Consider the following 26,474-nt stretch of genomic DNA (forward strand, 5'->3'; position numbering starts at 1 on the left):
AACGTGGCAAAGGTTTTAATGAAGGGAAATGAAGTAATAGCAGAGGCAGCCGTACATGCAGGCTGCAAATATTTTTTCGGATATCCCATTACACCTCAAAGTGAACTAGTAGCTTATATGGCTAAAAGACTTCCAGAAGTAGGCGGTTTATTTTTACAAGCAGAGAGTGAAATAGCAGCGATAAATATGGTATATGGAGCTGCAGGGACCGGAGTTAGGGTCATGACATCTTCCTCAAGTCCAGGTTTCAGCCTAAAGCAAGAAGGAATATCTTTTTTAGTAGCTTCAGAGTTACCTGCAGTCGTTTGTAATATTGTAAGAGGTGGCCCGGGACTTGGAAATATTCAACCGGCTCAGTCAGACTATTTCCAGGTAACAAAGGGTGGTGGACATGGCGATTATCATATCCCTGTACTTGCACCTGCCAGCCTTCAAGAAATTGTTGACTTAACTCAAGATGCTTTTGATATCGCAGACCGGTATCGTACACCTGTTATCATTATGGGGGACGGAATGCTTGGACAAATGATGGAACCAGTTGAATTTAAAGAAGCAAGCCCTAAACAGCTTCCACCCAAAAATTGGGCAACAACTGGAACTCGAGGAGATGGGGGACCGAAAATCATCACCTCACTTGAGCTAGATGCTGAAAGCTTAGAAAAGCATAACCATCATCTTCAATCGAAATTCTCACAAATAAAAGAAATTGAAGTAAGATATGAAGCTATTCATACCGAAGATGCCGATCATATAGTTGTTGCATTTGGTACAGTTGCTAGAATTGCTATGAATGCTATCCAAAAAGCAAGACAAGAAGGCATAAAGGTGGGTCTAATCCGTCCAATAACCCTTTGGCCATTCCCTGAAAAGCCATTTATAGAAACAAGAGGGAAGGTAAAGTCCTATTTAACAGTAGAAATGAGCGCAGGACAAATGATTGAGGATGTTAAACTAGCTGTAAATGGGCATGCACCTGTTGAATTTTATGGAAGAACGGGTGGAATCGTACCAACGCAAGAGGAAATTTATCAAAAAATCATTTCCATTGCAGGAGGTGTCGAAGTATGATAACTGTTTATGAAAAAACAACAGGATTAACGGATAAGCCAACCCATTATTGCCCAGGATGTACACATGGAATTATCCACAGATTAGTGGGTGAAGTTTTAGAGGAAATGGGCATTCTTGAAGACACTGTTGGGGTAGCCTCTGTTGGTTGCTCGGTCCTTTCCTATGAATATTTTAATTGTGATATGACACAAGCTGCACATGGGCGTGCACCAGCAGTGGCTACCGGAATCAAACGAGTGCTTCCTGACCGTTTTGTTTTTACCTATCAAGGGGATGGTGATTTAGCTTCTATTGGAATTAGCGAAGTCATTCATGCTGCGGCAAGAGGTGAAAATATCACCGTTATTTTCGTCAATAATGCTATTTATGGAATGACTGGAGGTCAAATGGCACCGACAAGCCTAATTGGGCAAAAAACGGTAACCTCTCCAGAAGGACGTAATCCTAACATACAAGGGCTTCCTATCCGAATTAGTGAAATGATCGCGACCCTTGATGGGGCTGCCTATATTGAGAGGGTATCATCCCATGACGTTCCAAACATAGCCAAAGCCAAAAAGGCTATTAGAAAAGCGTTTGAAACACAAAAGAAAGGATTAGGTTTTTCATTAGTAGAGGTTCTATCCACTTGCCCTACAAACTGGGGACTAGATCCAACTGAATCGCTTGAATGGGTAAAGGACAACATGGTTCCTGCCTATCCTCTTGGTATTTATAAAAACAGAGAGGAGCGAATATAAAATGCTTGAAGAAATCATTATTGCAGGTTTTGGCGGTCAAGGGATTATGTCTATGGGACAATTATTAACTTATGCCGGGATGTACGAAGAAAAGCATGTGTCGTGGCTACCGTCATACGGGCCAGAACAACGTGGAGGAACGGCTAATTGTGCGGTGGTTATCAGTACCGAACCAGTAGGATCCCCACTTGTCAGCAAACCTTCTACACTTATTGCTTTAAATAATCCTTCTTTTGAAAAATTTGAACCAATGGTTCGCACCGGTGGACTGATTATTATAGATACATCCCTAGTCGATAAGGAATCTTCAAGAAATGATATTGAAGTAATAAAAATGAATGCGACTGCCTTAGCGATAGAACTTGGAAATCCTCGGGTTGCAAATATGATTTTATTAGGTGCCTATCTGGAAAAAACACAGATTTTAGGGTTGGACTCTATTAAGGAAGCCTTGAAAAAGGTATTATCTCCAGAAAAGCATCACCTATTATCCATAAATAACCAAGCCATTGTAAAGGGAATGACCTTAGTTCAGGAACAAACCATATCTGTTGATTAATGGACATTTAAAAAGAGTCTCTGGTTTGCATAACCAAAGACTCTTTTCCTATTATCTCAAATTTTCCCTAAAAAGGGTATTTGCCTATACCTCTTTTAGGCACGAGCATACTATTTAGAGAGAAAAAAAAGAGGAGGCTAAATATTCATGTATGATATTCAAAATAATCAATTTTTAACAGAGCAATTGGATGAAAGAATTAGACCTTTTGGAGGTTTTGGCCATTTCGGTGGTTTCGGCCGTCCAGGATTTGGTTTTGGTGGATTCGGTCGCCCAGGATTTGGATTTGGCGGTTGGGGCCGTCCAGGATTCGGTTTTGGTTGGGGCCGCCCATGGGGTTGGGGAAGACCATGGGGATGGGGCTTTGGTGGTCCATTCTTAGGTGGTTTAGCAGGCGGATTGATAGCTGGCTCCTTACTTTCTCCGTATGGTTATGGTTACGGATATGGCATGCCGTATGGCTATGGCTATGGTTACCCATTCATTTATTAATTCTAAATCGTAATAAAACATCATGTATTCCCCCAGCTCTAAGGGGGAATTTTTTTGTATGTCCATTTAATATTATTCTCATTCACTAACATTTTTCAAAAATTATATCATAGGTTTTAAGGAAGAATTATCGAGAAATAAGCTTGTCATTTACTTCTTATAAACTAGGAGGCAGCAATGGAAAGCATGCTCGAATTGTTGAATGCCATTTCCAAAAGTGAACAAAAAAGTGTTCTTGCCACAATCATCCATGTAGAAGGAAGAGCCTATTTAAAGGAAGGCACATCCATGTTAATCCTTGAGGATGGTACCCATTTTGGTATGCTTTCCCCTGGATGCTTGGAGGAAGATATATTTCAACGGTTTGAAGAGATTATCAACAGTCAGACTCCACGAATTCTTTCTTATGATATGAGTCATGAAGACGATTATGCATGGGGGCGAGGGGCAGGGTGTAACGGTATTATTCATGTCTTAATAGAACCAATAACTAATCAATTAAAGAACGATTTACTCTTGTTAAGAGATCAATTATTGATGGGAAAATCAGTTTTACATATCAAATACCTAACAAAGGATTTTATGGTAGTAAAATACGAGTTTATCGAAGTGGAAAAATATGATGCCCAGCTAATCCCACACAAAAGTGGCCTGCAATCTAATGAAAAGGATCGAAACTACACTTTTGTGCATGTGTATGAACCGAAAAAACGATTAATACTTTTTGGAGCTGGAAATGATGCAAAGCCACTAGTTTCCTTAGCAACTAGAAATGGATTTCATGTCATTTTATGTGATTGGCGTTCTGGTTTATGTACGGGAAAAAACTTTCCTGAGGCAAACCGATTTATTATTGGCAATCCAATAGAAATCGTTTGTAAACTTGAATTCTGCCAAAGAGATTATATCGTAATTATGAGCCATGATTTCAGTAAAGATAAGGAATTTCTTCAATTCGTTTTAGATAAAGATGTTGCTTATATTGGGGTCCTTGGCCCAAGAGAAAGGACTGAGCGTTTATTAAATAACAGTCCCATTCCTCAACATCTATATTCTCCTATTGGGCTGAGAATTGGGGCAAAAGGTCCCAATGAAATTGCCACTAGTATTATGGCCGAAATGATAAAAATAAGCAATCAAACCAGTTTTTTTTGATAGTTGAAGAAGAGAAACACCTTATATGAAAGTGGTGATTAAATATGAGGGTAATTGGCAAAAGCGTAATACGGAAAGAAGCTCTAGAAAAGGTGACAGGTCAAGCAAAGTATACCAACGACTATGAAAATCGGGAGATGTTACATGCAAGATTGGTGGTAAGTCCCTATGCCCATGCTAGAATCCGTCATATTGATAAATCTGAAGCAGAGAAAGTAGCTGGAGTTAGAGCAATCATTACAGGAGAAAATTTACCATTAACAGGGGAAGAACTTCGGGATCGTCCACCCATTGCCTTTGAACGAGTTCGATACCATGGTGAAGTGGTAGCGGTTGTGGTCGCTGATAATCCCATCACAGCAAAACGAGGAGCGGATGCTGTAAAAGTAGAATACGAACCTCTTCCTGTTATAAATTCTCCAAGTAAGGCTTTACTAGCTAATGCACCAATCCTGCATGAAAATCTAGGTAACTATGAAAAGGGAGAAATGGTTTATCCTGAACCAGGGACGAATATTGCCAGTCGACAAAAAATAAGAAAAGGAGATATAAAAAAAGGCTGGGATGAAAGTGAGGTGACGATTGAAGCTAGATTTTCCTTTAATCCTTCCAGTCATGCCGCCATGGAAACTCGAGTTTCTTTTGCGCAAATACATGAAAATGGAATAGTTGAAATTACTTCTACTTCCCAAGCCCCGTTCATGATTAAAAAACTTATAGCTACTTATTTTGGTGTTGAATCAGGAAAAATTCTTGTTAGAACTCCGTTAGTGGGTGGAGCATATGGTGGAAAAGGATCGGTACAATCAGAAATTTTAGTATATATAGCATCAAAAGCAGTCGGTGGTAGACAGGTTAAACTTTTATATACAAGAGAAGAAGATCTCATAACTGCACCGGGGCATGTTGGTCTCGAAGCTACTATTAAACTAGGATGTATGAAGGATGGCCATTTAAAAGCTGCAGAAATCCTTTATTTATGGGATGGCGGAGCATACTCTGATAAGGCGATTGATCTTAGTCGGGCTGGTGCAGTAGATTGCACAGGTCCCTATCACATCGAAAATATTTCGTGTGATTCTCTCTGTGTGTATACCAATCATCCTTATCCAGCCCCGTTTAGAGGATTTGCTCATTCGGAGGTTTTATTTGCATTCGAAAGAGCTATGGACATTTTAGCTAATAAGTTAAATATGGACCCACTTGAGTTACGAAACAAAAATGCTATATTACCAGGACACACTACTCCCACACAAGTCCTCCTCAATAGAAGTAATCTAGGTAATTTACCCGAATGTATTAGCAGATTAAAAGAACTAATGAATTGGAATGAAGGGCAAATAGTGGATTTAGGAAACAACATCCTAAAAGTAAAAGGAATAAGCTGTATATGGAAAACCTCAACTATTGATGAGAATGCTAGCTCTGGCGTTATTCTAATGTTTAATCCTGACGGGAGTATTAATTTGATATCAGGAGTTGTCGAGATTGGAACAGGTACAAAAACAGTCTTAGCACAAATTGTTGCAGAGCTTTTAAAAATGCCTGTTGAAAAAGTTCATGTACAAATGAAAGTTGAAACTCAAAATACACCTGAGCATTGGAAAACGGTTGCTAGCAGGGGAACTTTTATGGCAGGTCGAGCGGCCCTGCAAGCAGCAGATGATGTGATAGGACAGTTAAAAAGTATCGCTGCACAGGTATTACGTGTTTCAACGGAGGATTTAGAGGTAGGAAACGAAAAAGTTTTCCTTCGAGACCAACCATATACTTATTTAGAAGTAAAAGATATCGCATATGGTTACAAATATCCAAACGGTAATTCAATAGGTGGTCAAATCATCGGACATGGAAATTATATCATGAGACGGATGACTTTATTAGATAAGGAAACGGGTGCTGGAAGGCCTGGCCCAGAATGGACGGTTGGCGCAGAAGGTGTAGAAATTGAAATAGATACGAAAACCTACCGTTATAAGATTCTAAAAGCTATCTCGGTCATTGATATCGGGAAAGTACTTAATCATAAGGGAGCCGTAGGGCAAGTAATGGGGGCAATGAGTATGGGGTTGTCTTTTGCTGGCCGCGAAACCTTTTTCTTTGATATGCATGGGAGAGTCTTAAATGACCAACTTCGAACCTATCGTCCCATAAGGTTTGGGGAACATCCTCAGTATGTGGTCGACTTTGTTGAAACTCCACAAATTGATGCTCCATATGGGGCGCGAGGAGTTGGGGAGCATGGATTATTAGGAATGCCTGCTTCATTAGCCAATAGTCTTTCCAAAGCGTTGGATGTAGAAATCAATCATTTACCCCTGATTCCTGAAATTTTATGGCGAATAAAGGAAGGGAGGGTTTAGAATTGTTAGCAGCAGAGATTGGCTATTATAAACCGTCCAGTATAAAGGAAGCAGTTGAATTATTTGACAAGCTGCAGCAAGAAAATCGAAAGCCGATGTATTACTCCGGTGGAACAGAAATTATTACACTCGGCAGGCTAAATTTAATTGAACCCAAATCAATTATCGATATCAAGGGAATTCCTGAATGTATGTCCATTCAAGAAACAACAGATGTTTTCGTCACAGGATCAGCAATTTCATTAACGGTATTAGAAGATCGTAATCCATTTCCGTTATTTACAAGTGTCTCAAGCGAAATAGCTGACCGAACAGCACGAAATAAAATTACAGTTGGCGGTAATATATGTGGGATGATTTTTTACCGCGAAGCTGTTTTGCCCTTCTTGTTAGCAGAGAGTCAATTTGCCATTGCCAGTAAAAATGGAGTAAGAGTTGAACCAATCCAGTCTATTTTTAATAAAGAGATTCAGTTAAAAGAAGGAGAATTTTTAGTACAGATTTTAACGGATACAAGCACTTTAAGTCTACCTTTTATAGCTGTTAAAAAGCGACAGCAATGGGAAACCGGTTATCCGTTAATAACTGCAGCAACATTAAAAATAAATGGTGAATTGAGATTTGCATTTAGTGGATTATGTCCATTTCCCTTCAGGTCTTTGGAAATGGAAAAAGAATTAAATAACCAGGGTATATCTTATGAAAACAGGATAGAAAATGCACTCCATCATATACCAGGACCTGTCCTAAACGATGTTGAAGGTTCAAACGATTACCGATTATTTGTCCTTAAAAATACCTTAATGGACTTTTTGAGATGGATGGAGGGGAAATAAATGATACAAGGTCAATCAAATAAGATGAATATTCCATTTCATATTAATTGCGAAATAAAAAATGTAGAGATACGTCCTGTCGATACGCTTTTATATATTCTACGTCATGAACTAGGATTAACGGGACATAAACCAGGCTGCTTGAATGGAGATTGTGGGGCCTGTACAGTCTTAATCGATCATACCCCTATGAAATCCTGTATTATGCTCGCTATTGAAGCAGTTGACCATCAAATCACGACGATTGAAGGTTTAAAAAATACACCGATACAAAATGCGTTCGTTGAAAACTTTGCTTTTCAGTGTGGATATTGTACACCAGGATTTATCATGAATTGTCAGGGATTAATAATAAACCACGAAAATCCCTCCAACAAAGTAATAAAAGAATGGCTTTCATCCAATATATGTAGATGCACAAGCTATCATGAAATAGAAACAGCCGTTCACTCTGTACTGAATTCAAAAGAAAACAAAAATGAATGATTAATGAAAAAGGAGATTATGCATCCATAATCTCCTATTTATTCGTTTCAGCCTTTCCTCTATTTAAGCCAAAAAACCACCAATTCCAATCGCCTAAAAGCTTCATTAGGGCTGGCACTAAAAGAAGGCGCACAATGGTTGCATCAATAAAGATAGCTATAGCAATACCAATACCTATCTGTTTTATCGGCATGACTCCAGTAAAAGAAAAAGCACCGGTTATCACAATCATGATGGCAGCAGCCGAAGAAATAATCTTACTTGTAGTGGTCAAACCTTGTACAGTTGCATATCCATTATCCTTCGTTTCCAAATAAACTTCATGAATTCTTGAGATTAAGAAGACCTCATAATCCATTGAAAGACCGAACACTAGACTAAAAACAAATACGGGTAGGATTAAACCTATGGAAACGGGAGTCATATTGAAATGACCATATTGAAAAATCCAAACCACGATTCCAAAGGTAGCCCCTAAACTTAACATATTCATAAATATCGCTTTTAACGGTATGAGAATGGATTTAAAAGCCGCCGTTAGAATAAAGAACGTTGATAAAAGTATTAAAAATAACCCGTATGGGGCTTTGTGATAGATTTCATCAAAAATTTCTTGTTCAAACTTGATTTGTCCTCCTAAATGAAGTTGAAAGGGAAGTTCTTTCTTCTCCCAATTCTTCACCCAAGAACGAACTTTGCCTCTATTAATTTTATCGTCTATATAAACTTTTATTAACATTTTATTCTGATGTATATAAGACTCTTGCCCTTTAGATAGCCTTGGGTCTTGCTGCCACATATGAAGAAACATTTCCGGGTTTTCGATTTTTGAAATAGAAAAAGGGGATTCCACAAAGGTGACCACTTTCTCATTCTTAAGAGTCTTAATGAATTGAAATACGTCTGTAAGATTGGACTTATCTAATATTTCATTTTTAGTTACTAAAACCATCAATAATTCATTTTCTTCATCTAACTCTTTAGGAATAAAATGTTCCTTATACTTTTCGTATGCAATTCTTGATTCATAATGTGGCGGTAAAGAATCCATACCAGGGATGTCTAATCGGATATCTCTTATGGGTCCTAAGCATACAAGTAAAGCTGCCAAAGATAGGATGGTAATAAGAATGGGATAACGCATAACAAATTGGGCAAACCGATTCCAAATCTTATCTTGATTATTCTTTATTTTAATTAAAGGAAGAGCATTAATTTTGTTACCTAAAAAATATAAGATCATTGGTAATAAAGTAAGGGAGGATAGGATGGAAATGAAAACAACAATCATCCCTCCAATAGCGACATTTTGAAAGATATCAATTTGAATAAAAAGCAAACCAGACAATCCTATAAATACGCAAAGTCCTGAAAAAATAATTGACCGTCCTGCTGTTTGGAGTGTGATCACTAAAGAATCTTCACGAGTATTTTTTCTTATTTCTTCTTTATAGCGGTTAATAAAAAGAAGGGCAAAATCAATACTTAAGGCTAAACCGATCATAGGGATAATGTTTAGAATAAAAATGGACAAATCTACATGATGATGAAAAAAGTAAACCATCCCCATACTGACTAATATCGAACTTACGCCAATGATTAATGGTATACAAGCTGCTACAAAACCCCCAAATGCTAAAACTAATACGATCAAGGCGATGGGCAAACCAATCATTTCAGCCTTTGCCAAATCCTCCTGGCTAGCTTTGTTTAAATCCTCCACCATGATGGGTTCTCCCGTTACCGAAACCACTCCATGCTTTTGCCGATTGGCCATTTCTCGTAAATCCTTTAATAATGGCTTTAATTCATCTTCTTTTAATGGAGCAAAAAAAAGAATTCCGTAAGCCAAGTCTCCTTTTATCATATCTGAAGAGTCGAGAGGAGAAATACGTTGGTTTATATATGGGATTTCCTTGGTTTTTTCAAAAAAGGAATGAATGGATTCTTTCCATTTCTTAGGCTCCATATGATCTTTATTTTCGAAAAGAATGATCACTGGGGTATTCGCCTTTCCAAACTCACTTTTAAGAATCAAATTTGTCTTCTTGTAATCTCCAGCGTATTCAAATCCATTTCCACTTAAAACCCCAGGTAATTTCAAAGCATAATAACCTAAAAAGATGATTAAACACAGCCAAAGAAGTGCTATAAAAAAACGGAATCGAAATATCCCATTGTGATAAGTTTTCATTTTTCTAAAGGCTCCTCATTTCTATCCTAAATAAATAAAGTCATGAATTCCTTTTTATTATGTTCCTTTTCCAGTTTTCCCAATACTTCATTTCACCACCAAACTTTATACAATTGTTTTTTACATAAACTAAAAGCGAACCACACTTTTACAATTGTAAAATAAATATTTTACAAAAGTTCAAAAACGGATTAGAATAAAAAGTGTTTTCGATTATGATTTGTAGGTGATGATGGTGGAACGAGATCCAAAGTTTAACAAAGTGATTGAAGCAGCTAAACTGTATTATTTATTGGACTATAACCAGAGTGATATTGCCAAAATGTTAGGTGTTTCTCGCCCAACCGTTTCAAGATTCCTTCAGCAAGCAAAATCTGAGGGTATTGTTCAAATAAAAATAATGGATCCAACTGAAAATGTGGAGAATTTATCTAAAGAATTAGAAGAAAGATTCCAACTAAAGAAAGCAGTTATAGCCTCAATACCGCAATACGAAGATAACATTATAAAAAACTATTTAGGTGAAAAGACAGCTGCTTATTTAGATTCAACTATAAAAGATCAGGACATTATTGGTGTCACATGGGGTACTACACTTTATCATGTAGCCATTGAATTAAAACAAAAGTTTGTAAGGGATGTAAAGGTCGTTCAATTAAAGGGCGGAGTGTCACATGCGGAAACAAATACGTATGCATCTGAAATTCTCTATTTATTTGGGAAGGCGTTTAATACAACTCCGCATCATTTACCTTTACCTGCAATTGTTGACCATGTAGTGGTTAAACAAGCGATGGAGGCAGATCGACACATTCGTAAAATACTTGAACTAGGTAAACAAGCCAATATAGCACTATTTACTATTGGCCCTGTAAAATCCGAATCCCTTTTATTTCAATTAGGTTATTTTACCGAAGAGGATTTAAAAACTCTTTATCCACGAGCAGTGGGTGACATTTGTTCAAGATTCTTTGATAAGGATGGAAAGGTATGTAATAAAAGTCTTAATGACAGAACATTAGGGATAGACTTAGAGGACTTAAAACAGAAGGAGCAATCTATCCTAGTGGCTGGAGGTCCAAATAAAATTGAAGGTATATATGGTGCTTTAAAAGGTGGATATGCGAACGTCTTAATCACCGATCAATTTACAGCACAATTTTTATTAGATAAAGCTACTGAAATTTAGTGACAAATTAGTGAAAAGTGTATTATTTTTTACAAATGTAAAATTTATATAGTTACATTTGTTCATTAATCTGGTATATTTACTAAGTGGTACTCTTAGTAAATGGATTAATGGGGTATCTTTTTACATTTATTCAGAGCTCTTTTACCGCTTAAGCCAAGGATTACCTTAAGGATAACTTGTTCAAGTGGAGAGTCTAATAATAAATCTAGGTAGAATTTAATCTAAAGTAAGGAAAGGTTGATATAGATGATAAACAATATCGGAAGTATGATTGACCATACAGCATTAAAAGCAGATACATTAAAAGAAGATATTTTAAAATTAGTTGCTGAAGCAAAGGAATATAAGTTTGCCTCTGTCTGTGTAAATCCTACTTGGGTAAAAACAGCAGCAGAACTTTTAAAGGATACACCAGAAGTAAAGGTATGTACGGTTATTGGTTTCCCTCTAGGTGCCAATACGCCAGAAGTAAAAGCATTCGAAACAAAGAATGCTATTGAAAATGGTGCAACGGAAGTAGATATGGTCATAAATATCGGAGCTTTAAAAGATAAAAACGATGCGTTAGTGGAACAAGATATCCGCGCGGTTGTGGAAGCTGCTAAAGGTAAAGCATTAACAAAGGTTATTATCGAAACTTCTCTACTGACAAATGAAGAAAAAGAAAGAGCTTCTCAGATCGCAGTTAAAGCTGGAACTGATTTTGTTAAGACATCAACAGGATTTTCAACTGGTGGAGCAACAGTAGAAGATATTGCTTTAATGAGAAAAGTTGTCGGACCAAATATTGGTGTTAAAGCTTCTGGAGGGGTAAGAAGCCGTGAAGATGCATTTGCCATGGTTGAAGCAGGTGCAACACGAATTGGCGCAAGTTCAGGTGTCTCAATCGTAAAAGGTGAAACATCTTCAAGTTTGTATTAAACTTAAATTAATAAAGAGGGGCATATACTATGAAAGAAGTTTTTTTAGCAGCTATAGCTGGGATGCTTGTAGGTATTTTATTTAAATTTTTAAAATTGCCTTTACCTGCTCCGCCTGTTTTTTCGGCAGTAATGGGTGTTGTTGGGGTTTGGTTCGGCGGAGTTGTTGTTGAATATATTATGAAGTTTTTTCAACAATAAATATCAATAAGTAGTCATGGGAGGTTCAAACCAATGGAGGAAAAACAATTAATTAAAGAAGCGATCGATGCTAGGGAAAGAGCGTATGTTCCATATTCGAATTTTAAAGTAGGGGCTGCCCTATTGGCGAAAGATGGAACTGTATACAAAGGCTGTAATATCGAAAATGCAGGTTATAGCATGACTAATTGTGCAGAAAGAACAGCTTTCTTCAAAGCAATATCTGAAGGTGTTACGGAATTTTCCTCCTTGGCTGTAGTTGCGGATACAGAAGGACCTTGTTCCCCATGTGGTGCATGCCGCCAGGTCATATCAGAGTTTTGTGACCCCAATATGGAAGTCATCTTAACCAATTTAAAAGGTGATACTCAAAAAATAACGGTTGCTGACCTTTTACCAGGTGCATTTTCACCGAAAGATTTAGATAAATAATGTACAAAAAGAGCGAATCACATAGATTCGCTCTTTTTTATGCCAATTGTTATCTAGAGAATTCTGATTTAATGACCTAAACCCGATTTATCAACCCATTTAAAATTTATCAACCGAATTTCATCATTTATCAACCACTACCTCAAATTTATCAACCGAATTTCAAACTTATCAACTTCAAGCCCCAAACTCTATCTACAAAAATTCTATCTTGAAACAAATGGATTGCCTGTAATCCAAAATCTCCAAGGATACTCAGCGGCCTCACCAGAATTAGCAATACCGATTCTTTTCCCATTTGAAATCGAAATCGGTTCATATCCTTTTACAATATAAAGAGGTTCCATCCATAATGGGTGGCCATAATCATCCATATTAATCCCCATAGCCTTTGTCAACTTTCCAGGGCCACTAGTCAAATTTTTGATTTGGTTAGTACCTCTTCTTTTTATCATTTGATCAATACCAGTCAGCGGTTCTAAAGCTCTAATCAAAATAGCCTCGGGAGCATTTTTATTACCACTGACGACATTTACTAGACAGTGCGTATGCATTGTATACGTATAGGCGTGTCCGGAACTACCAAACATTACTTCTGTTCTTTTGGTTCGCCGATTATTAAAACTATGAGCAGCTCTGTCAGTAGGTCCCAAATAGGCTTCTGTTTCCACAATATATCCTGAACAATTACCATCTTCTGTCTTTTTGATTAAAATACAACCTAGAAGATTTTGCGCTAATTCAAGGGTAGGAATTTGATAGAAGGAAGAAGGTAATATAATATTCGAATCACTCTTCAAAAGAATCAGCTCACTTTTAATAAAAAATTATCCTGAGATAAAAAGAGTTAAGCATCAAGGATTATCTCCTTGATGCTTAACTCTTAATTGTCTGTACTCTTCCTACTTGGCCATCAGTTAATCTAACTTTAATTCCATGAGGATGAAAGCTTGAATTGGTTAAAATATCTTTTACAATCCCACTGGTTAACTTACCTGTTCTTTGGTCTGATTTTAGAACAATATCAACCTGTGCTCCTGGGAAGATGTCTTTTCTATTTTGACCGTTCATTACACGCCCATTTTTCTGCGTTGATTACTCACTTTTTTAGTTTGCTGGCTTTGCATTTTTTTGGTGGATTGTGAACCATTAAAGCCTGATTGTCCACCCATTTGCTGATTCTTTTTATTAGCTAATTGCTGTTTCATTGCCTCTTGTAAGCTCATTTTTTTCTTAGGAGCTTCAGTTTCAGTTGTTTTATTTGTTTCAGTCATTGGAATCCTCCATACATTTTGTCCTACATACAGTATAAACGATTCTTTCTCAATTTAAAATTTTAAAAAAGAAAAAAAGAAAGAAGACTCCGCATAAGTCTTCTTTCTTTGTCTTTCAGAAGTATCCTCTACCATCTGTGTGCCTTCGCATTACTTCTTAGTATAATGTTGTTTTGTGACAGTTGCGTATGCCCATTTACTTGAGATTTAGTACGCTTAGGTCTTGTCCAATTATGGTGAAACTGTTGAGAATGTTGATCTAAATGATCTTGATAACTCATTTTCGTATCACCTCATAGTTAGGATAGGATATTCTGAAATCCAATGATATTCCATGAATATCATTTAAAGTATTTGATAAAAGCTAGAAAAACATACACTGTGCATGATGAATAAAAATTTAAAACCTCAATTGCTAATTCACATAAATAAAGTAGTAAAGTCATAAATTGGATTAAGGCATACTATTATTTTTTTACTTTAATTCCTACTTCACTTATATGAATACGTGCCTTGGAATGGCTTACTAATAATTGAGGAGGAATGAAAGATGACAGTTGGTTTTTGGATTAACATTATTGTCATGTTGTTGCTCATCATTGGTTTATTTTCACTCCAAAAGAAGCATGTATCTTTTTCAAAGAGAGTCTTTTTAGCTTTAGCAGTAGGAATCATTTATGGTTTTATCCTACAAGGGATTTACGATCCTACATCAGAGGTAGTTATCAAATCGATTGATTGGTTTAATCTAGTTGGGGTTGGATATATTAAACTTTTACAAATGGTTGTTATGCCTCTTGTCTTTATTTCAATATTAGCGGCTTTTACCAAAATGAATCTGACTCATAATGTAGGTAAAATTAGCACTCTTATTTTAGGATTGTTAATTGGAACAACAGCTGTTGCAGCTGGAGTAGGTATTGCAACGGCAATCGGATTTGATTTAGAAGCGATTCAAATTCATGCAGGGGATGCAGAAACAGCGAGAGGGGAGCTTTTAGAGCAAAAATTAACGGATATTGGAGATAAGACCTTTCCCCAACAAATGCTGGATTTATTGCCGGCCAATCCATTTTTAGATTTTACTGGTGCAAGAGCTACTTCTACCATTTCAGTCGTTATTTTTTCAGCCTTTATTGGGGTTGCATTCTTAGGTGTTAGAAGAAAGTCACCTGAACGTGCAGAACTGTTTGAGAAACTTGTTGATTCTGTTTATGCCGTAATTATGAGAGTAGTTACCCTTATATTAAGGTTAACACCTTATGGCGTTTTAGCCATAATGACTAAAGCCGTAGCATTAAGTGATATGGATGCTATTTTAAAACTAGGCAAGTTTGTCATTGCATCCTATGTAGCTTTATTGGTCATGTTTGTTATTCATTTGATCCTTTTATCTGTAACTGGTCTAAATCCAGTTACTTATGTGAAAAAAGCATTTCCGGTTCTAACCTTTGCTTTTACATCTAGAACAAGTGCTGGGGCATTACCAATAACCATTAAGACACAAAAATCATTAGGAGTACCTGACGCCATTGCAAACTTTGCAGGTTCTTTCGGGCTATCGATTGGTCAAAACGGTTGTGCAGGAATTTATCCTGCAATGTTAGCTGTTATGATTGCACCAACAGTTGGAATTAACCCGCTTTCTCCATCCTTTATTGTTACAGTAATTGCCGTTGTAGCAATTAGTAGCTTTGGTGTAGCAGGAGTAGGGGGAGGAGCTACCTTTGCTGCTATTATCGTACTTTCCGCTTTAGATCTTCCGGTAGGTTTGGCTGGATTACTCATTTCAATTGAGCCACTAATTGATATGGGGCGTACGGCGGTAAATGTTAGCGGGGCAATGACTTCTGGTATCCTAACCAGTCGATTTACGGGTGAAATCGATGGAGATGTTTATAAAGATCTGACCAATAAGATTGAAGCAGAAATATAAATATGAAAAGAGCCAACCCTAAATTTTGCTAACGGGTTCTCTTTTGGAGTGCAAAATCATAAATAACAGTACAAATAACGTAGTAAAATGCATGGTGATTAGCAATTTAATCATCATGCTTTTTTTGCTTCTGAATATGACCCATGATATTTCAAAGTCGTAATACTTGGAATTAAACTAACAGATTTAAAGGGGAGATCAGATAACATCCGAACTAATTTGATAAATAGACGGATAAATTCCGCTTAATTAGTTAATAGCACTGAAAAGAGCTTAAATAGACGGAGAGATTCCGCCTATCGACTCAAAAAACATGAAAATGGGTGATTTTGCTTGGCATAATCGGAAAATCTCCCCTTATTTAGCCCGAAATGAGCTCCATTATGAATTTAACCGGAAATTCTCCGCTTATGTTTTACTTTCGCTGGTTACTTAATTAAGGACAAGAATTCTTTCTTCCGTGTGCATCTATTTTATGTTTGAAAATCTTCCATACCTATCAAATTTAACGAAGTATTAACAACCGTTTTAACTTATAAACGAACAGCATGAGAATGTTCATTCTCACTTTGCTATTCGGAATGCTAATTTCAGTGTTCATTCTCAAATTTAAATGTCATAAACGTTTTTATACCAATAAAAAATAGCATGCTAAATCATATGTGATTTAACATGCTATTTGAGTTATTTTTTCACGTTTTGCACTCCAAAAGAGAACCCCTTATAAATTTTGCGGGCTGGCTCTTTTTTCATTATGCGCTTAAATCAGTAACTTCAGCTTGTTTTAAACGCTGTTTTTTAGATTTTTTAAAATGAAATAGTTCATAAACAACAGGGATGACAACAAGTGTTAATAAGGTAGCTACACTAAGTCCACCGATTACCACGATTGCTAAGTTTTGTGATACTAGGCTTCCGGTTTCAGCTTTTTTAAATAGAAGAGGAAGCATAGCACAAATGGTGGCGACAGCAGTCATAAGTATTGGACGCATTCTTGTTGTCGCAGCTTCGACAATTGCATCCCGAATAATCATCTTTTGTTCATTTTGCTTCACGCGATCTAGTAAAACAATGGCATTCGTTACAACAACGCCAATTAACATTAATGCACCTAATAAGGAAGTAATATCAACTGGAATACGGCTGATTAACAATCCTAATATTGCCCCAATGGCTGCAAGTGGCAATGAGAAGAGAATCGCAATTGGTGCACGAACCGTTTTGAATGTAATGACCATAATGAGGAATACAATTCCTACAGAAATTAACATAGTCATAAATAAGTCAGTAAAATCACTTGCTTGTTGGGCACTGGCTCCACCAACAAGTACTTCCACATCATCTGAAAGATCCATGCCCTTTTTGCCTGCTTGTTTGTTGCCGAAAATAGTTAGGTTAATTTCCTTAGAAATTTCAGATAGTTTTTTCGAATCGACGGAAGCAATGACACGAATATATGGTTCTCCATCCTTATGGAACTCACTTGTTGGCTTTTCCTCGGATTGGAGTTTGGCCACATTCGATACCGGAACCATACCTTGTGGAGTCATAATCATTATATTTTCCAAATCTTTAGGTGTTTTTGGCTCAAGCATTGGCTCTAGAAACACATTTGTTGTTTGGTCATCTAATTGAATAGTACCAAGTGGTACCTTATTGAGCATCACCGATACTTGCTGTGCAATTTGGTCTGTTTGAGCTTTTGCAGGATCAACAACTAAAGAGTATACGGTCTTCTTTTCATCTTGATTTGTTTCTACTGATTCAATACCTTTAATATCTTTGATTTCTTCCTTAATAGTATTAGCCGTTTCTTCGAGTTGCTTTAGATTGTCTCCTAAAACATCAATCGTAATTTGTGGGGATCCACCACCCATTAGGGAAGCACCTATAACTGAGAAATCAGCATCAGGGTATTCGTTTTCCTGATTTTCTACTTTTTTAATAAAAGCCTCGGTATCTTTTTTATCCTTCATAATTGCCATAATATTGGCTGAGGTTGGAGATCCGATATTTCCAAATTGGGCACTATCGGCATTATTCCCAACTTGAGTAATAAATTCTTTTACTTCACCTTGTTTAGAAACATAATCCTCTAGTTTTAATGCATCGCTCTTTACTTTTTCAATTGGCGTATTATTAGGGTAGTTCAAACTCATCTGAATAAATTCTGCAGAAGAACTATCGACTGCTCCCTTTGGCATTACAAAATAAGTTCCGATTGAACCAGCAAAAATGATAAATGCTAAACTTAAAACAACCCATTTATGATTTAATGACCATGTAAGGAAGTTTGAAAACTTTTTTGAAGGTTTATGTTTAGGTAGTTTCGTGTTTTTTAATAATCCAGCACTCATTAATGGTACAACTGTTAATGCGACGATTAATGAAGTTAATAAAGAATATGTTACTGTAAGAGCAAATGGAAGAATAAACTCTTGTAAGCTGCCGCTAACTAAACCGATTGGCAGGAAAACTGCAACCGTTGTTAGTGTTGAAGCCGTAATGGCTGAGCCAACTTCTTTTGTAGCATCAATGACCATTTTAATGGAAAATGATTCCTTTTGCATTTTACGGAAGATATTCTCAATGACCACGATACTGTCATCAACTAATCGCCCAACAGCTACTGCAACTCCACCAAGAGTTAAAATGTTTAATGTAACTCCTGAACGAGAAAGTAAGAATAAGGTAAATGCTAAAGAAAGAGGTATTGAAACGATCGTAATAAAGGTTGAACGAATATTTCTTAAAAATAGCATAATAACGATTGTTGCAAAGAATGCCCCTAGCAATACTTCTTTCATCATTGCTTTAACAGATGTTTCTACCATATCGGCAGTAGCAATAGGAACACTAACGGAAATATTTTCATATTTTTTGTTTAAGTCTTTTGCAGCTTCCTTAATTTTTTTCCCAATTGAAACTGCATTGGCTTGACTCTCTTTTTGTACAATCAAGTATAATCCTTCAGAACCATTGATTCGATTCAATGAATCTTCTGGTTTTTTCACTTCAATAGTCGCAATATCCTTAAGAGAAACAGTAGGTGCTACTTGTAACTGCTTTACTTTTTCTAGTGTATCAATCGTACCAACTACTTGAATATTACTTGCCTGACCATTAATGGTTTTTTCGCCTACGGCCATTGCCATATTTTTTCCTTGAAGTAATGTCATGACATTTTGAAATGAAACCTGCTTGCTTGCCATTTTTTCATTATCAAGCTTCACTGAGAGATAAGAATCTGTTGCCCCAAACACTTGAACATTTGAAACACCATCAATATCCTTTAAATAGGGTACAATTTTATTTTTGGCTAAATCTACATTTTCAGGGGTAATCCCTTCGTCAAAGGTAACAGCTATTTCAGCAATTGGAATCATGGATGTATTAAGCTGTACAACAATTGGTTTTGAAACATTTTGAGGCAACTGTACCTTTCCAATTGCTTCATCTACTTCTTGCTTTGCTTCTTTCATGCTGGTTCCAGATTCATAGAAGATATCTATCTTGGAAAATCCATCTCCAGTAGTAGAGAAGATATTTTTCTTTCCTTTTACTCCTGTAACAGACTCTTCAAGAGGGATTGTTACTTGACCTTCCATCGTTTTAGAATCTGTTCCTTGCCCCATTACAATAACTGTTACTTGAGGATTATCTGCAGAAGGAAGAAATTCCATCGGTAATGTAAAGTAGCTAACAACACCCAAAATTAGGATTAAGACAGACATAATGGTAACTGCAACTTTGTTACCAAAGGCCCATTTGGTAAACCAACTCATTTGTAAAAACCTCCATTCATGGTAAAAAATAACTATAAATACAACAGTTAAGATATTAACACTTGCGTAATAAAAAACAAGTGTATTGACAAAAAAAGTATAGAAAAACTTTTGTTCATTAAGATAATAACCAAAAAGCTCGAGGCCATAACCTCCTTTCCATGTATTATCTTAACTATTAGAAAAACTTTCCATAACGAACCTGAGTATTAATTTGAAATAAGACTTAAGACTTAGTTGCATATAGATAAAAGAAGAAGAAAAAGGCTGTCGAGAAGATCTCGACAGCCTTTTGATGTATGAATTAGTGTGGCAGGAATGCCAATTGAATAAAGAATAGAACAGCAAACAGATATAATAGGGGGTGTACCTGGCGCCATTGTCCTTTAACTATTTTTAACAGTGGATAAGAGATGAATCCTAATGCAATTCCAGTAGCAATACTTGAAGTTAGTGGCATGCTTAGAATAATTAGGAAGGCAGGGAATGCTTCATCAATTTCATCCCATTTAATATGAGAAATACTTCCCATCATTAAACTACCAACAATAATTAAGGCAGGAGCTGTAATCGCAGAAATTCCAGAAACTGCACTTACAAGAGGACCAAAAAAGGCCGCAATAATAAACAACACCGCAACTGTTAATGATGTTAATCCTGTTCTACCACCAGCCGCTACACCGCTAGACGATTCGATATAGGCTGAAGTTGGGCTTGTTCCAAACATTGACCCAATAGTTGTAGCAATGGAATCAGATAACAAAGCCTCACGTGCACGAGGCATTGTATTTCCTTTCATCAAACCTGCTTGTTGAGCAACCCCAATCATCGTTCCGGTCGTGTCAAAGATGGTTACTAATAAAAAGGAGAACACGACTGCATAAAGGCTATGTTGGATAACTTCTGAAAAAGCATCAACTGGATTCAAAACAATTAATCCTTCAGGAAGACTTGGTAATGAAACAAATCCTTCATTGAAAGATAATTGACCGCTAAAGAAAGCGATGATACCTGTTATGATCATACCAAAAAATAAAGCGCCATTTACACGTAATACCAATAAAATCAAGGTCACAGCGAGGCCAATTAAGGCTAAAATAGCTGATGGAGTATGTAGATCACCTAAGCCAACCAAATTGGTTGGATGTGCCTGAATGATCCCAGTTAAACGAAGACCAATAAATGCAATAAATAGTCCGATACCTGCTGTTATCCCATGTTTTAGGTTTTCAGGAATTGCTTCAATTAAATTTTTTCGAAAAGGTGTTAAAGATAAAATGATAAAAATAATCCCAGCAATAAATACTGCTGCAAAAGCCGTCATATAAGAAATATTTCCATGAGTTCCAACTACAGAATAGGCAAAATAAGCATTCAATCCCATACCTGGTGCAATGGCAATCGGATAGTTTGCAAATAACCCCATCCATAACGTTCCTGCCACTGTTGCAATAATAGTAGCAGTAAATACTTGGGCAAACGGTACGCCTGCATCCGCTAAAATAATCGGATTAACAATCACAATATAAACCATTGTTAAAAAGGTTGTAATCCCTGCTAATACTTCAGTTTTTACATTTGTATTATTTTCTTTAAGCCTAAACAACAAAAACCCCTCCGTAAACACGAACATTTTTAATCACAACTAATATAATATTCGTTATTTGGTGTGTAATCAATAGTTTTTTAGAAAAGAACTATAAAAATAGTATTTACACAATTTCAATACCTTATGTTTAAATGTCACTTTCTGAGGTATATAGGATGTACAAGCAATTGACGGCTAGGTAAAAGTTCAGTCTACATCTAGCGAAAACGAAAAAGACAAGCTACATCAGAACCAAATAACTACAAAGGAGTGGATTTTAGAATGGAATTTATTTTAATGTTAGTTATCGGTGGTCTTATCGGATGGTTAGCAGGTCTAATTGTTGGTAAAGATATCCCAGGTGGTATAGTAGGAAATATCATTGCTGGAATTATTGGTTCCTGGCTAGGTTCAGCCTTATTCGATCCATTTGGACCTGCTATCGCTGGTTTTTCTATCATTCCTTCATTAATTGGAGCAATTGTTCTTGTATTCCTGTTAACTTTACTCATGAAAATGATGCGTAAAGCTTCTTAATAAGTATAAAAAAAGCTGAGCGAAGAATGGGTTGCATTCTTTCGTTCAGCTTTTTTAATGCAAAATTTAAATTTTAGTAAAATCAAAATCTGGAAAAATGACGGGATGGTCTTGTACAGGTGCTGTACAGGAGATAGCTTCCTTTGTAAGTGGATGAGTAAATTCTAGTTTCGCAGCATGGAGCGCTTGTCTATTTACAGTAGCATTTCCACCATATAATGTATCTCCTAAAAGGGGGTGGCCGAGATGACTAAAATGTACACGGATTTGATGTGTTCTCCCTGTCTCTAGCCAGCACTTTACTAAAGACATATCTTTTGTGCGAAAAGCTTCTATTAATTGATAATGAGTAATGGCATCTTGACCAGTTGGTGAAACACGTCTTCTTGTTGCATGGTGGCGATCACGGCCAATGGGTGCATGGATCGTTCCTTTTTTGCTTTTTATCATTCCTTGAACTAAGGCAATATAGGTCCTTTTTATTTGGCGTTGTTCTAGCATTTTGTCCAGGATAGCAGCAACAAGCGGATGTTTGGCAAAAAGGATAGCACCAGTTGTATCGCGATCTAAGCGATGTATATGTCTTACCCATGTAACCTGACCAGTTACTTGTAAATGATAAGCAACTCCGTTTAATAATGTATTCGTTTGTTCAGGTTCGTTAGGATGGGTGTCCAAATCAGCTGGTTTATTCACCACAATAATGTGGTCATCTTCATATAAAACGTCCACATCCATATAACTAGGTTCTACTTTATCTTCTAAATCTCCGAAAAAGTTAACGGAAACACGATCACCTTTATTTAATGGTTCATTCCAATTTGCTAGTATATGATTAACCAACACTCTTTTTTCCATCCTAAATAGGTGGGTTAATTTTTTGGGGGCACCCCATATTTCTTTAAATAGCATTTCAAGCGTTTGTCCTGCCCATTCCTGTTGTATTAAAAATTCCTGCCACGATCCCTGACGTTTTGACTGAATCATTTTACGGCTCCTTTATTAAACTTTTTTGACAACCTTCCCCAAAAATGTGGCTTAAATTACCACGCTCAAATCCTTGAGAAATATGGTATTCTTATTCTATATCATTCTCAGTTTAGAGGTATAAAGGGTGGTTTTTTAAGTGAAAGTTGTTTTTGCATCTACTCCGGAACAGGAGGAGAAAATTAAAGAATTAATCGAACAATTTTATACAGATGTATTTCCTCTTTATTTTTCAGATGAAGAGATAAAAGAATTTAAGCGTTTACAAGTGTTACATACATCCGAAGAAACCTTTCATGACTTGGGAACACTTAAGGATGCCTATCAAGTAATTACTAGTCTACAAACATTATGCCACATATTAGAAGGAAATCATTTAAATTCGAAATATGATTTGCTTTTTGACAAAAATGCGGAGACATTAAATGAGTTTGGATTATCTTTTCCCTTTCGATTCGAAAACTTTGCTTTCTCGAAAAATATAAAAGCGGAAAACCTAAGTATGTACTCAAGACCGGATAATGAAATGTTAGTTTGAAAAAACACGCCAAGTTAATGGCGTGTTTTTTTATGGCTATTATTTTGGCTGTTTTTGTATAAATTGTGTTTTTGGTAAAAATCCTAAAAGCCGGATTTTTACATCTTTTATTAAAAAGTGAGCAGCTCTTTTCTTGATTTTTATACGAGTTTTAACATTTTACACTGAGAAATCCCTTTTAATAAATCAGAAAAGCAACAAAGTCTTAGAAAAGAGCCTTATTCTTTCACATTTTCCTCGAACCATTGTTTAAAGGTTGCTTCCTCACGGTAACCGTCTATTCTAGCTACTTCTTTTCCATCTTCATATCGTACAAGGGTAGGAGTTCCTTCAATTCCATATTGATCCCAGCCTGCTTCAAACTCTAAAAGATTAAATTGAACCACATCAATTCCCATTTTCTCAGCAAGAGGCATTAATATTGGTGTTGTTCTTTTACAATGTGGACAGTTAGAAGCAAAGAAATATACAGTTAAATCTTCCTTGTTCTGTAACTTTGTTTCAAGTTCATCCGGAAGGATAATGTTTTGATAGTTAGGGTCGTCTAATTGGTCAATGGTTTCTTGATGAAGGTCATTTGTTTTATAAGGATTTCCTTCACTTAGTTTGTCCTTGTTTTGAACATTATTTATAACGGCCACTCCTGCAAATAGGGCGATAATAATTACGAGGAATATCACTATTTTTTTCATTCTTATTGTCCTTTCTTTTTCCAAATCATGAAGCTGCAAATAAAAATAATTATAAATGCTATAAGAGCTAAGAACGGAATGGTTACAAATCCAAACCAATTAATGTATTGGCCTGTGCACGGTACTCTACCACATGTAGGAGCTGTTTCTGCAAAAAAGCTAACCTTTTGAAGGAGAACGTGATAGAATGAGATTCCGCCGCCAATCGCGGATAAAACCATGGAATATAAAGAGATTTTGTAATCCTTTTTAATGACTGCAATCCCTAGTATCCCTACCATAGGGTACATAAGAATTCGTTGGTACCAACATAGTAAACAAGGTTCATATTGACGAATTTCTGAAAAATAAAGGCTTCCAAACATAGCAATTACAGACGCAGCCCAAGCGGTAAACAATAACGTTTCCTTCTTTTTTTCGTTCATATTAAGCTCCTTATTCTCTCAATCTAATATCTCTTAACATATTCTATCTTAAGGGAAAATTGAAAATATCTCAAATTAGAGACTTCGACAAAAAACATGTATGAGTGAAGCCGTTTTAGCATATTTATAAAATTGGTTTTTAAAGGTATGATGTTAAAGGAAGATTTTAAACAATTCCTTTGGAGCTATCCTCGTTATTTGTCATAATTCGACGTTTAATATTTAGAGGAAGATGATGATTTAAAGCGAAATTAAAGAAGTATTACTGATTGGAGGGATTCTATAAATGGAATGGAAAAATAAGGCTGAGAATTGGTTGCAGTATAAGCAACTAGAAGCCGATTTATTAGAACAACTTAATCAAATCCGAACAGATGAAAAAGCGTTAGAAGAGGCTTTTTATAAAAACCTTGAGTTTGGAACAGGCGGCATGCGCGGAGAAATTGGTGTCGGAACAAACCGCATGAATACATATACCATTCGAAAGGCATCATCAGGTCTTGCTTCATACATAGAGTCAAAAGGGGAAGAGGCGAAAGCACGTGGCGTGGCTATTGCTTATGACTCCAGACATAAATCGAAAGAGTTTGCTTTAGAAACTGCCAAAACCTTTGCTTCTAGAGGAATAAAAGCATTTTTGTTTCAGGAATTACGTCCGACTCCTGAGCTTTCTTTTGCCATTCGTTATTTGAATGCTTATTCAGGAGTCGTCATTACCGCAAGTCATAACCCTCCGGAATATAATGGCTATAAGGTATATGGACCAGATGGTGCTCAGTTGCCTCCAGAGGCTGCTGATATTGTCATCAATTATATTGAGAACATTGAAGACGAATTAGTACTTGAAGTTCAAAATGAAAAAGAACTGATTAACCAGGGACTCATTCAAATGGTTGGAGATGAAATAGACAGAGCCTATCAGGAAAAACTTTTAACTATTTCTGAAAATCCACAGCTTTCTACTAAAACAGATATTAAGGTTGTTTTTACTCCGTTACATGGAACAGCCAATAAACCTGCTAGAGAGGCACTAAAGGCTTTAGGGTACAAACATGTACATGTAGTAGCAGAACAGGAATTACCAGACCCTCAGTTTTCAACGGTAAAAAGCCCGAATCCAGAAGAGCATGCAGCATTTGAATTAGCTATTCGAGATGGTAATCACTTAGGAGCTGATATACTTATCGCAACAGACCCTGATGCGGACAGGCTGGGGATTGCGGTGAAAAATCATGAAGGAGAATATGTTGTCCTAACTGGAAACCAAACCGGTGCCCTATTATTAGACTATATTCTATCTCAAAAAGAGGAAAAAGGGACTCTTCCGAAAAATGGGATTGTTTTTAAAACAATCGTCACCTCCGAGCTAGGTCGTAAAATCGCCTCTTCCTTCCAAATCAAAACGGAAGATGTGTTAACAGGATTTAAGTTTATTGCAGAAAAAATAGAACAGTATCAATCTTCTAGGGAATATACCTTTTTGTTCGGGTATGAAGAAAGCTACGGTTATTTAATCGGTGATTTTGCTCGTGATAAAGATGCCATACAAGCCACTCTTCTTGCAACGGAAGTTTGCGCCTATTACCAAAACATGGGGATAACCGTTTATGAAGGATTAATGAACATATATAAAAAGTATGGCTATTATCTTGAAGGACTTCGCTCACTCACCTTGAAAGGAAAAGAAGGAGCGGAAACCATTCAAGCTATCTTAACTTCATTCCGAAATGAAAACTTAAAAAAGCTTGGCTCATTTAATATTGTAGCTGCAGAAGATTACTTAACAAGTAAGCGTGAAACTTCGAAAGGGACAGAAGATATTCTGCTTCCAAAATCTAACGTGTTAAAATACATTTTTGAAGATGGTTCATGGATATGTTTAAGACCATCTGGAACAGAACCAAAAGTAAAGTTTTATTTCGGTGTTAATGGAGAAAATATGGAAGAAACTAAACAAAAGCTTACGGAACTGGAACAAGTATTTATGGATCTTGTAGATCAAAAGCTAAAGCTTGTTTCAGCATAGTGAAGAATTCGTACACCATGATGATTCAACAAGAAAGGAAGTTTT

General features: G+C 36.4%; 26 protein-coding genes. 16 read left to right on the top strand and 10 right to left on the bottom strand.

Translation table 11 applies throughout. From position 1 onward, the window contains the following. Positions 1-3: 3 nt before the first annotated feature. From ACSBPO_RS05065 to ACSBPO_RS05100, 8 genes are all read left to right on the top strand, one after another. Positions 4-1,068, top strand: coding sequence for a 3-methyl-2-oxobutanoate dehydrogenase subunit VorB (locus ACSBPO_RS05065; RefSeq protein WP_442598979.1), 1,065 nt, complete (start codon positions 4-6; stop codon positions 1,066-1,068). Beyond that, positions 1,065-1,811, top strand: a complete 747-nt coding sequence (locus ACSBPO_RS05070; protein WP_442598980.1) for a thiamine pyrophosphate-dependent enzyme — start codon at positions 1,065-1,067, stop codon at positions 1,809-1,811. The genes ACSBPO_RS05065 and ACSBPO_RS05070 overlap by 4 nt, the downstream gene beginning before the upstream one ends. A gap of 1 nt (position 1,812) precedes the next feature. Then, a complete protein-coding gene (locus tag ACSBPO_RS05075; protein ID WP_442598981.1) occupies positions 1,813-2,370 on the top strand; it encodes a 2-oxoacid:acceptor oxidoreductase family protein in 558 nt (185 codons plus the stop codon). A gap of 147 nt (positions 2,371-2,517) precedes the next feature. After that, positions 2,518-2,862, top strand: a complete 345-nt coding sequence (locus ACSBPO_RS05080) for a hypothetical protein (protein WP_442598982.1) — start codon at positions 2,518-2,520, stop codon at positions 2,860-2,862. A gap of 177 nt (positions 2,863-3,039) precedes the next feature. After that, positions 3,040-4,017, top strand: coding sequence for an XdhC family protein (locus ACSBPO_RS05085; protein ID WP_442598983.1), 978 nt, complete (start codon positions 3,040-3,042; stop codon positions 4,015-4,017). A 44-nt stretch (positions 4,018-4,061) separates the two neighbouring features. Further along, complete coding sequence (locus ACSBPO_RS05090; protein WP_442598984.1) at positions 4,062-6,380, top strand: xanthine dehydrogenase family protein molybdopterin-binding subunit; 2,319 nt, start codon at positions 4,062-4,064, stop codon at positions 6,378-6,380. A 2-nt stretch (positions 6,381-6,382) separates the two neighbouring features. Continuing rightward, positions 6,383-7,216, top strand: coding sequence for an FAD binding domain-containing protein (locus tag ACSBPO_RS05095; protein WP_442598985.1), 834 nt, complete (start codon positions 6,383-6,385; stop codon positions 7,214-7,216). Next, the gene (locus ACSBPO_RS05100; RefSeq protein WP_442598986.1) at positions 7,217-7,702 is read left to right on the top strand and encodes a (2Fe-2S)-binding protein; all 486 of its coding nucleotides are present in this window, start codon (positions 7,217-7,219) and stop codon (positions 7,700-7,702) included. A 34-nt stretch (positions 7,703-7,736) separates the two neighbouring features. Here the strand turns inward: ACSBPO_RS05100 and ACSBPO_RS05105 are convergent, their stop codons facing one another. Continuing rightward, a complete protein-coding gene (locus tag ACSBPO_RS05105) occupies positions 7,737-9,896 on the bottom strand; it encodes an MMPL family transporter (RefSeq protein WP_442598987.1) in 2,160 nt (719 codons plus the stop codon). A gap of 235 nt (positions 9,897-10,131) precedes the next feature. On the opposite strand from ACSBPO_RS05105, the gene ACSBPO_RS05110 reads away from it, so the two are divergent. The 4 genes from ACSBPO_RS05110 to ACSBPO_RS05125 all read left to right on the top strand — a co-directional run bounded on the left by ACSBPO_RS05110 (position 10,132) and on the right by ACSBPO_RS05125 (position 12,641). Beyond that, positions 10,132-11,085: a sugar-binding transcriptional regulator gene (locus tag ACSBPO_RS05110; protein ID WP_442598988.1), complete on the top strand. Its 954-nt coding sequence runs from the start codon at positions 10,132-10,134 to the stop codon at positions 11,083-11,085. A 249-nt stretch (positions 11,086-11,334) separates the two neighbouring features. Further along, positions 11,335-12,009 carry a deoxyribose-phosphate aldolase gene (gene deoC / locus ACSBPO_RS05115; protein WP_442598989.1) on the top strand — a complete coding sequence of 225 codons (675 nt, stop codon included), beginning with the start codon at positions 11,335-11,337 and terminating at the stop codon, positions 12,007-12,009. A gap of 29 nt (positions 12,010-12,038) precedes the next feature. After that, positions 12,039-12,209, top strand: a complete 171-nt coding sequence (locus tag ACSBPO_RS05120) for a XapX domain-containing protein (protein WP_442598990.1) — start codon at positions 12,039-12,041, stop codon at positions 12,207-12,209. A 33-nt stretch (positions 12,210-12,242) separates the two neighbouring features. Then, positions 12,243-12,641, top strand: a complete 399-nt coding sequence (locus ACSBPO_RS05125; protein ID WP_442598991.1) for a cytidine deaminase — start codon at positions 12,243-12,245, stop codon at positions 12,639-12,641. Positions 12,642-12,847: 206 nt separating this feature from the next. Here the strand turns inward: ACSBPO_RS05125 and ACSBPO_RS05130 are convergent, their stop codons facing one another. From ACSBPO_RS05130 to ACSBPO_RS05145, 4 genes are all read right to left on the bottom strand, one after another. Continuing rightward, positions 12,848-13,447, bottom strand: a complete 600-nt coding sequence (locus ACSBPO_RS05130) for a DNA-3-methyladenine glycosylase (protein ID WP_442600309.1) — start codon at positions 13,445-13,447, stop codon at positions 12,848-12,850. 70 nt (positions 13,448-13,517) lie between these two features. Beyond that, on the bottom strand, positions 13,518-13,712 hold the full coding sequence (locus ACSBPO_RS05135; RefSeq protein ID WP_442598992.1) for a YwbE family protein: 195 nt from the start codon (positions 13,710-13,712) through the stop codon (positions 13,518-13,520). Further along, a complete protein-coding gene (locus ACSBPO_RS05140) occupies positions 13,712-13,915 on the bottom strand; it encodes a hypothetical protein (protein ID WP_442598993.1) in 204 nt (67 codons plus the stop codon). Before ACSBPO_RS05140 ends, ACSBPO_RS05135 begins: the two co-directional genes overlap by 1 nt. 128 nt (positions 13,916-14,043) lie before the next feature. After that, on the bottom strand, positions 14,044-14,196 hold the full coding sequence (locus ACSBPO_RS05145) for a YpzG family protein (protein WP_442598994.1): 153 nt from the start codon (positions 14,194-14,196) through the stop codon (positions 14,044-14,046). A gap of 269 nt (positions 14,197-14,465) precedes the next feature. Here ACSBPO_RS05145 and ACSBPO_RS05150 point away from each other — a divergent pair, with 269 nt between their 5' ends. Beyond that, on the top strand, positions 14,466-15,851 hold the full coding sequence (locus ACSBPO_RS05150) for an L-cystine transporter (RefSeq protein WP_442598995.1): 1,386 nt from the start codon (positions 14,466-14,468) through the stop codon (positions 15,849-15,851). 752 nt (positions 15,852-16,603) lie between these two features. On the opposite strand, the gene ACSBPO_RS05155 is transcribed toward ACSBPO_RS05150, so the two are convergent. Next, complete coding sequence (locus ACSBPO_RS05155; RefSeq protein WP_442598996.1) at positions 16,604-19,636, bottom strand: efflux RND transporter permease subunit; 3,033 nt, start codon at positions 19,634-19,636, stop codon at positions 16,604-16,606. A 304-nt stretch (positions 19,637-19,940) separates the two neighbouring features. Beyond that, positions 19,941-21,242, bottom strand: coding sequence for an NCS2 family permease (locus ACSBPO_RS05160; RefSeq protein ID WP_442598997.1), 1,302 nt, complete (start codon positions 21,240-21,242; stop codon positions 19,941-19,943). Between the two features lie 264 nt (positions 21,243-21,506). On the opposite strand from ACSBPO_RS05160, the gene ACSBPO_RS05165 reads away from it, so the two are divergent. Next, positions 21,507-21,761, top strand: a complete 255-nt coding sequence (locus ACSBPO_RS05165) for a GlsB/YeaQ/YmgE family stress response membrane protein (RefSeq protein WP_442598998.1) — start codon at positions 21,507-21,509, stop codon at positions 21,759-21,761. Positions 21,762-21,827: 66 nt separating this feature from the next. On the opposite strand, the gene ACSBPO_RS05170 is transcribed toward ACSBPO_RS05165, so the two are convergent. Beyond that, positions 21,828-22,748, bottom strand: coding sequence for an RluA family pseudouridine synthase (locus ACSBPO_RS05170; RefSeq protein WP_442598999.1), 921 nt, complete (start codon positions 22,746-22,748; stop codon positions 21,828-21,830). A gap of 139 nt (positions 22,749-22,887) precedes the next feature. On the opposite strand from ACSBPO_RS05170, the gene ACSBPO_RS05175 reads away from it, so the two are divergent. Next, positions 22,888-23,286: a YhcU family protein gene (locus tag ACSBPO_RS05175; RefSeq protein WP_442599000.1), complete on the top strand. Its 399-nt coding sequence runs from the start codon at positions 22,888-22,890 to the stop codon at positions 23,284-23,286. Between the two features lie 218 nt (positions 23,287-23,504). Here ACSBPO_RS05175 and ACSBPO_RS05180 read toward each other — a convergent pair whose 3' ends face one another. Both ACSBPO_RS05180 and ACSBPO_RS05185 read right to left on the bottom strand, forming a co-directional pair. After that, positions 23,505-23,978 carry a thioredoxin family protein gene (locus ACSBPO_RS05180; protein ID WP_442599001.1) on the bottom strand — a complete coding sequence of 158 codons (474 nt, stop codon included), beginning with the start codon at positions 23,976-23,978 and terminating at the stop codon, positions 23,505-23,507. A gap of 2 nt (positions 23,979-23,980) precedes the next feature. Continuing rightward, positions 23,981-24,403: a disulfide oxidoreductase gene (locus ACSBPO_RS05185; protein WP_442599002.1), complete on the bottom strand. Its 423-nt coding sequence runs from the start codon at positions 24,401-24,403 to the stop codon at positions 23,981-23,983. Between the two features lie 286 nt (positions 24,404-24,689). Between ACSBPO_RS05185 and ACSBPO_RS05190 the strand changes: the two genes are divergently transcribed. Beyond that, entirely contained in the window at positions 24,690-26,429 is a 1,740-nt protein-coding gene (locus ACSBPO_RS05190) for a phospho-sugar mutase (RefSeq protein ID WP_442599003.1), read from the top strand. The last annotated feature ends 45 nt before the right edge of the window (positions 26,430-26,474 follow it).

This window comes from Neobacillus sp. D3-1R (assembly GCF_052180215.1).
Taxonomy (GTDB): domain Bacteria; phylum Bacillota; class Bacilli; order Bacillales; family Cytobacillaceae; genus Pseudoneobacillus.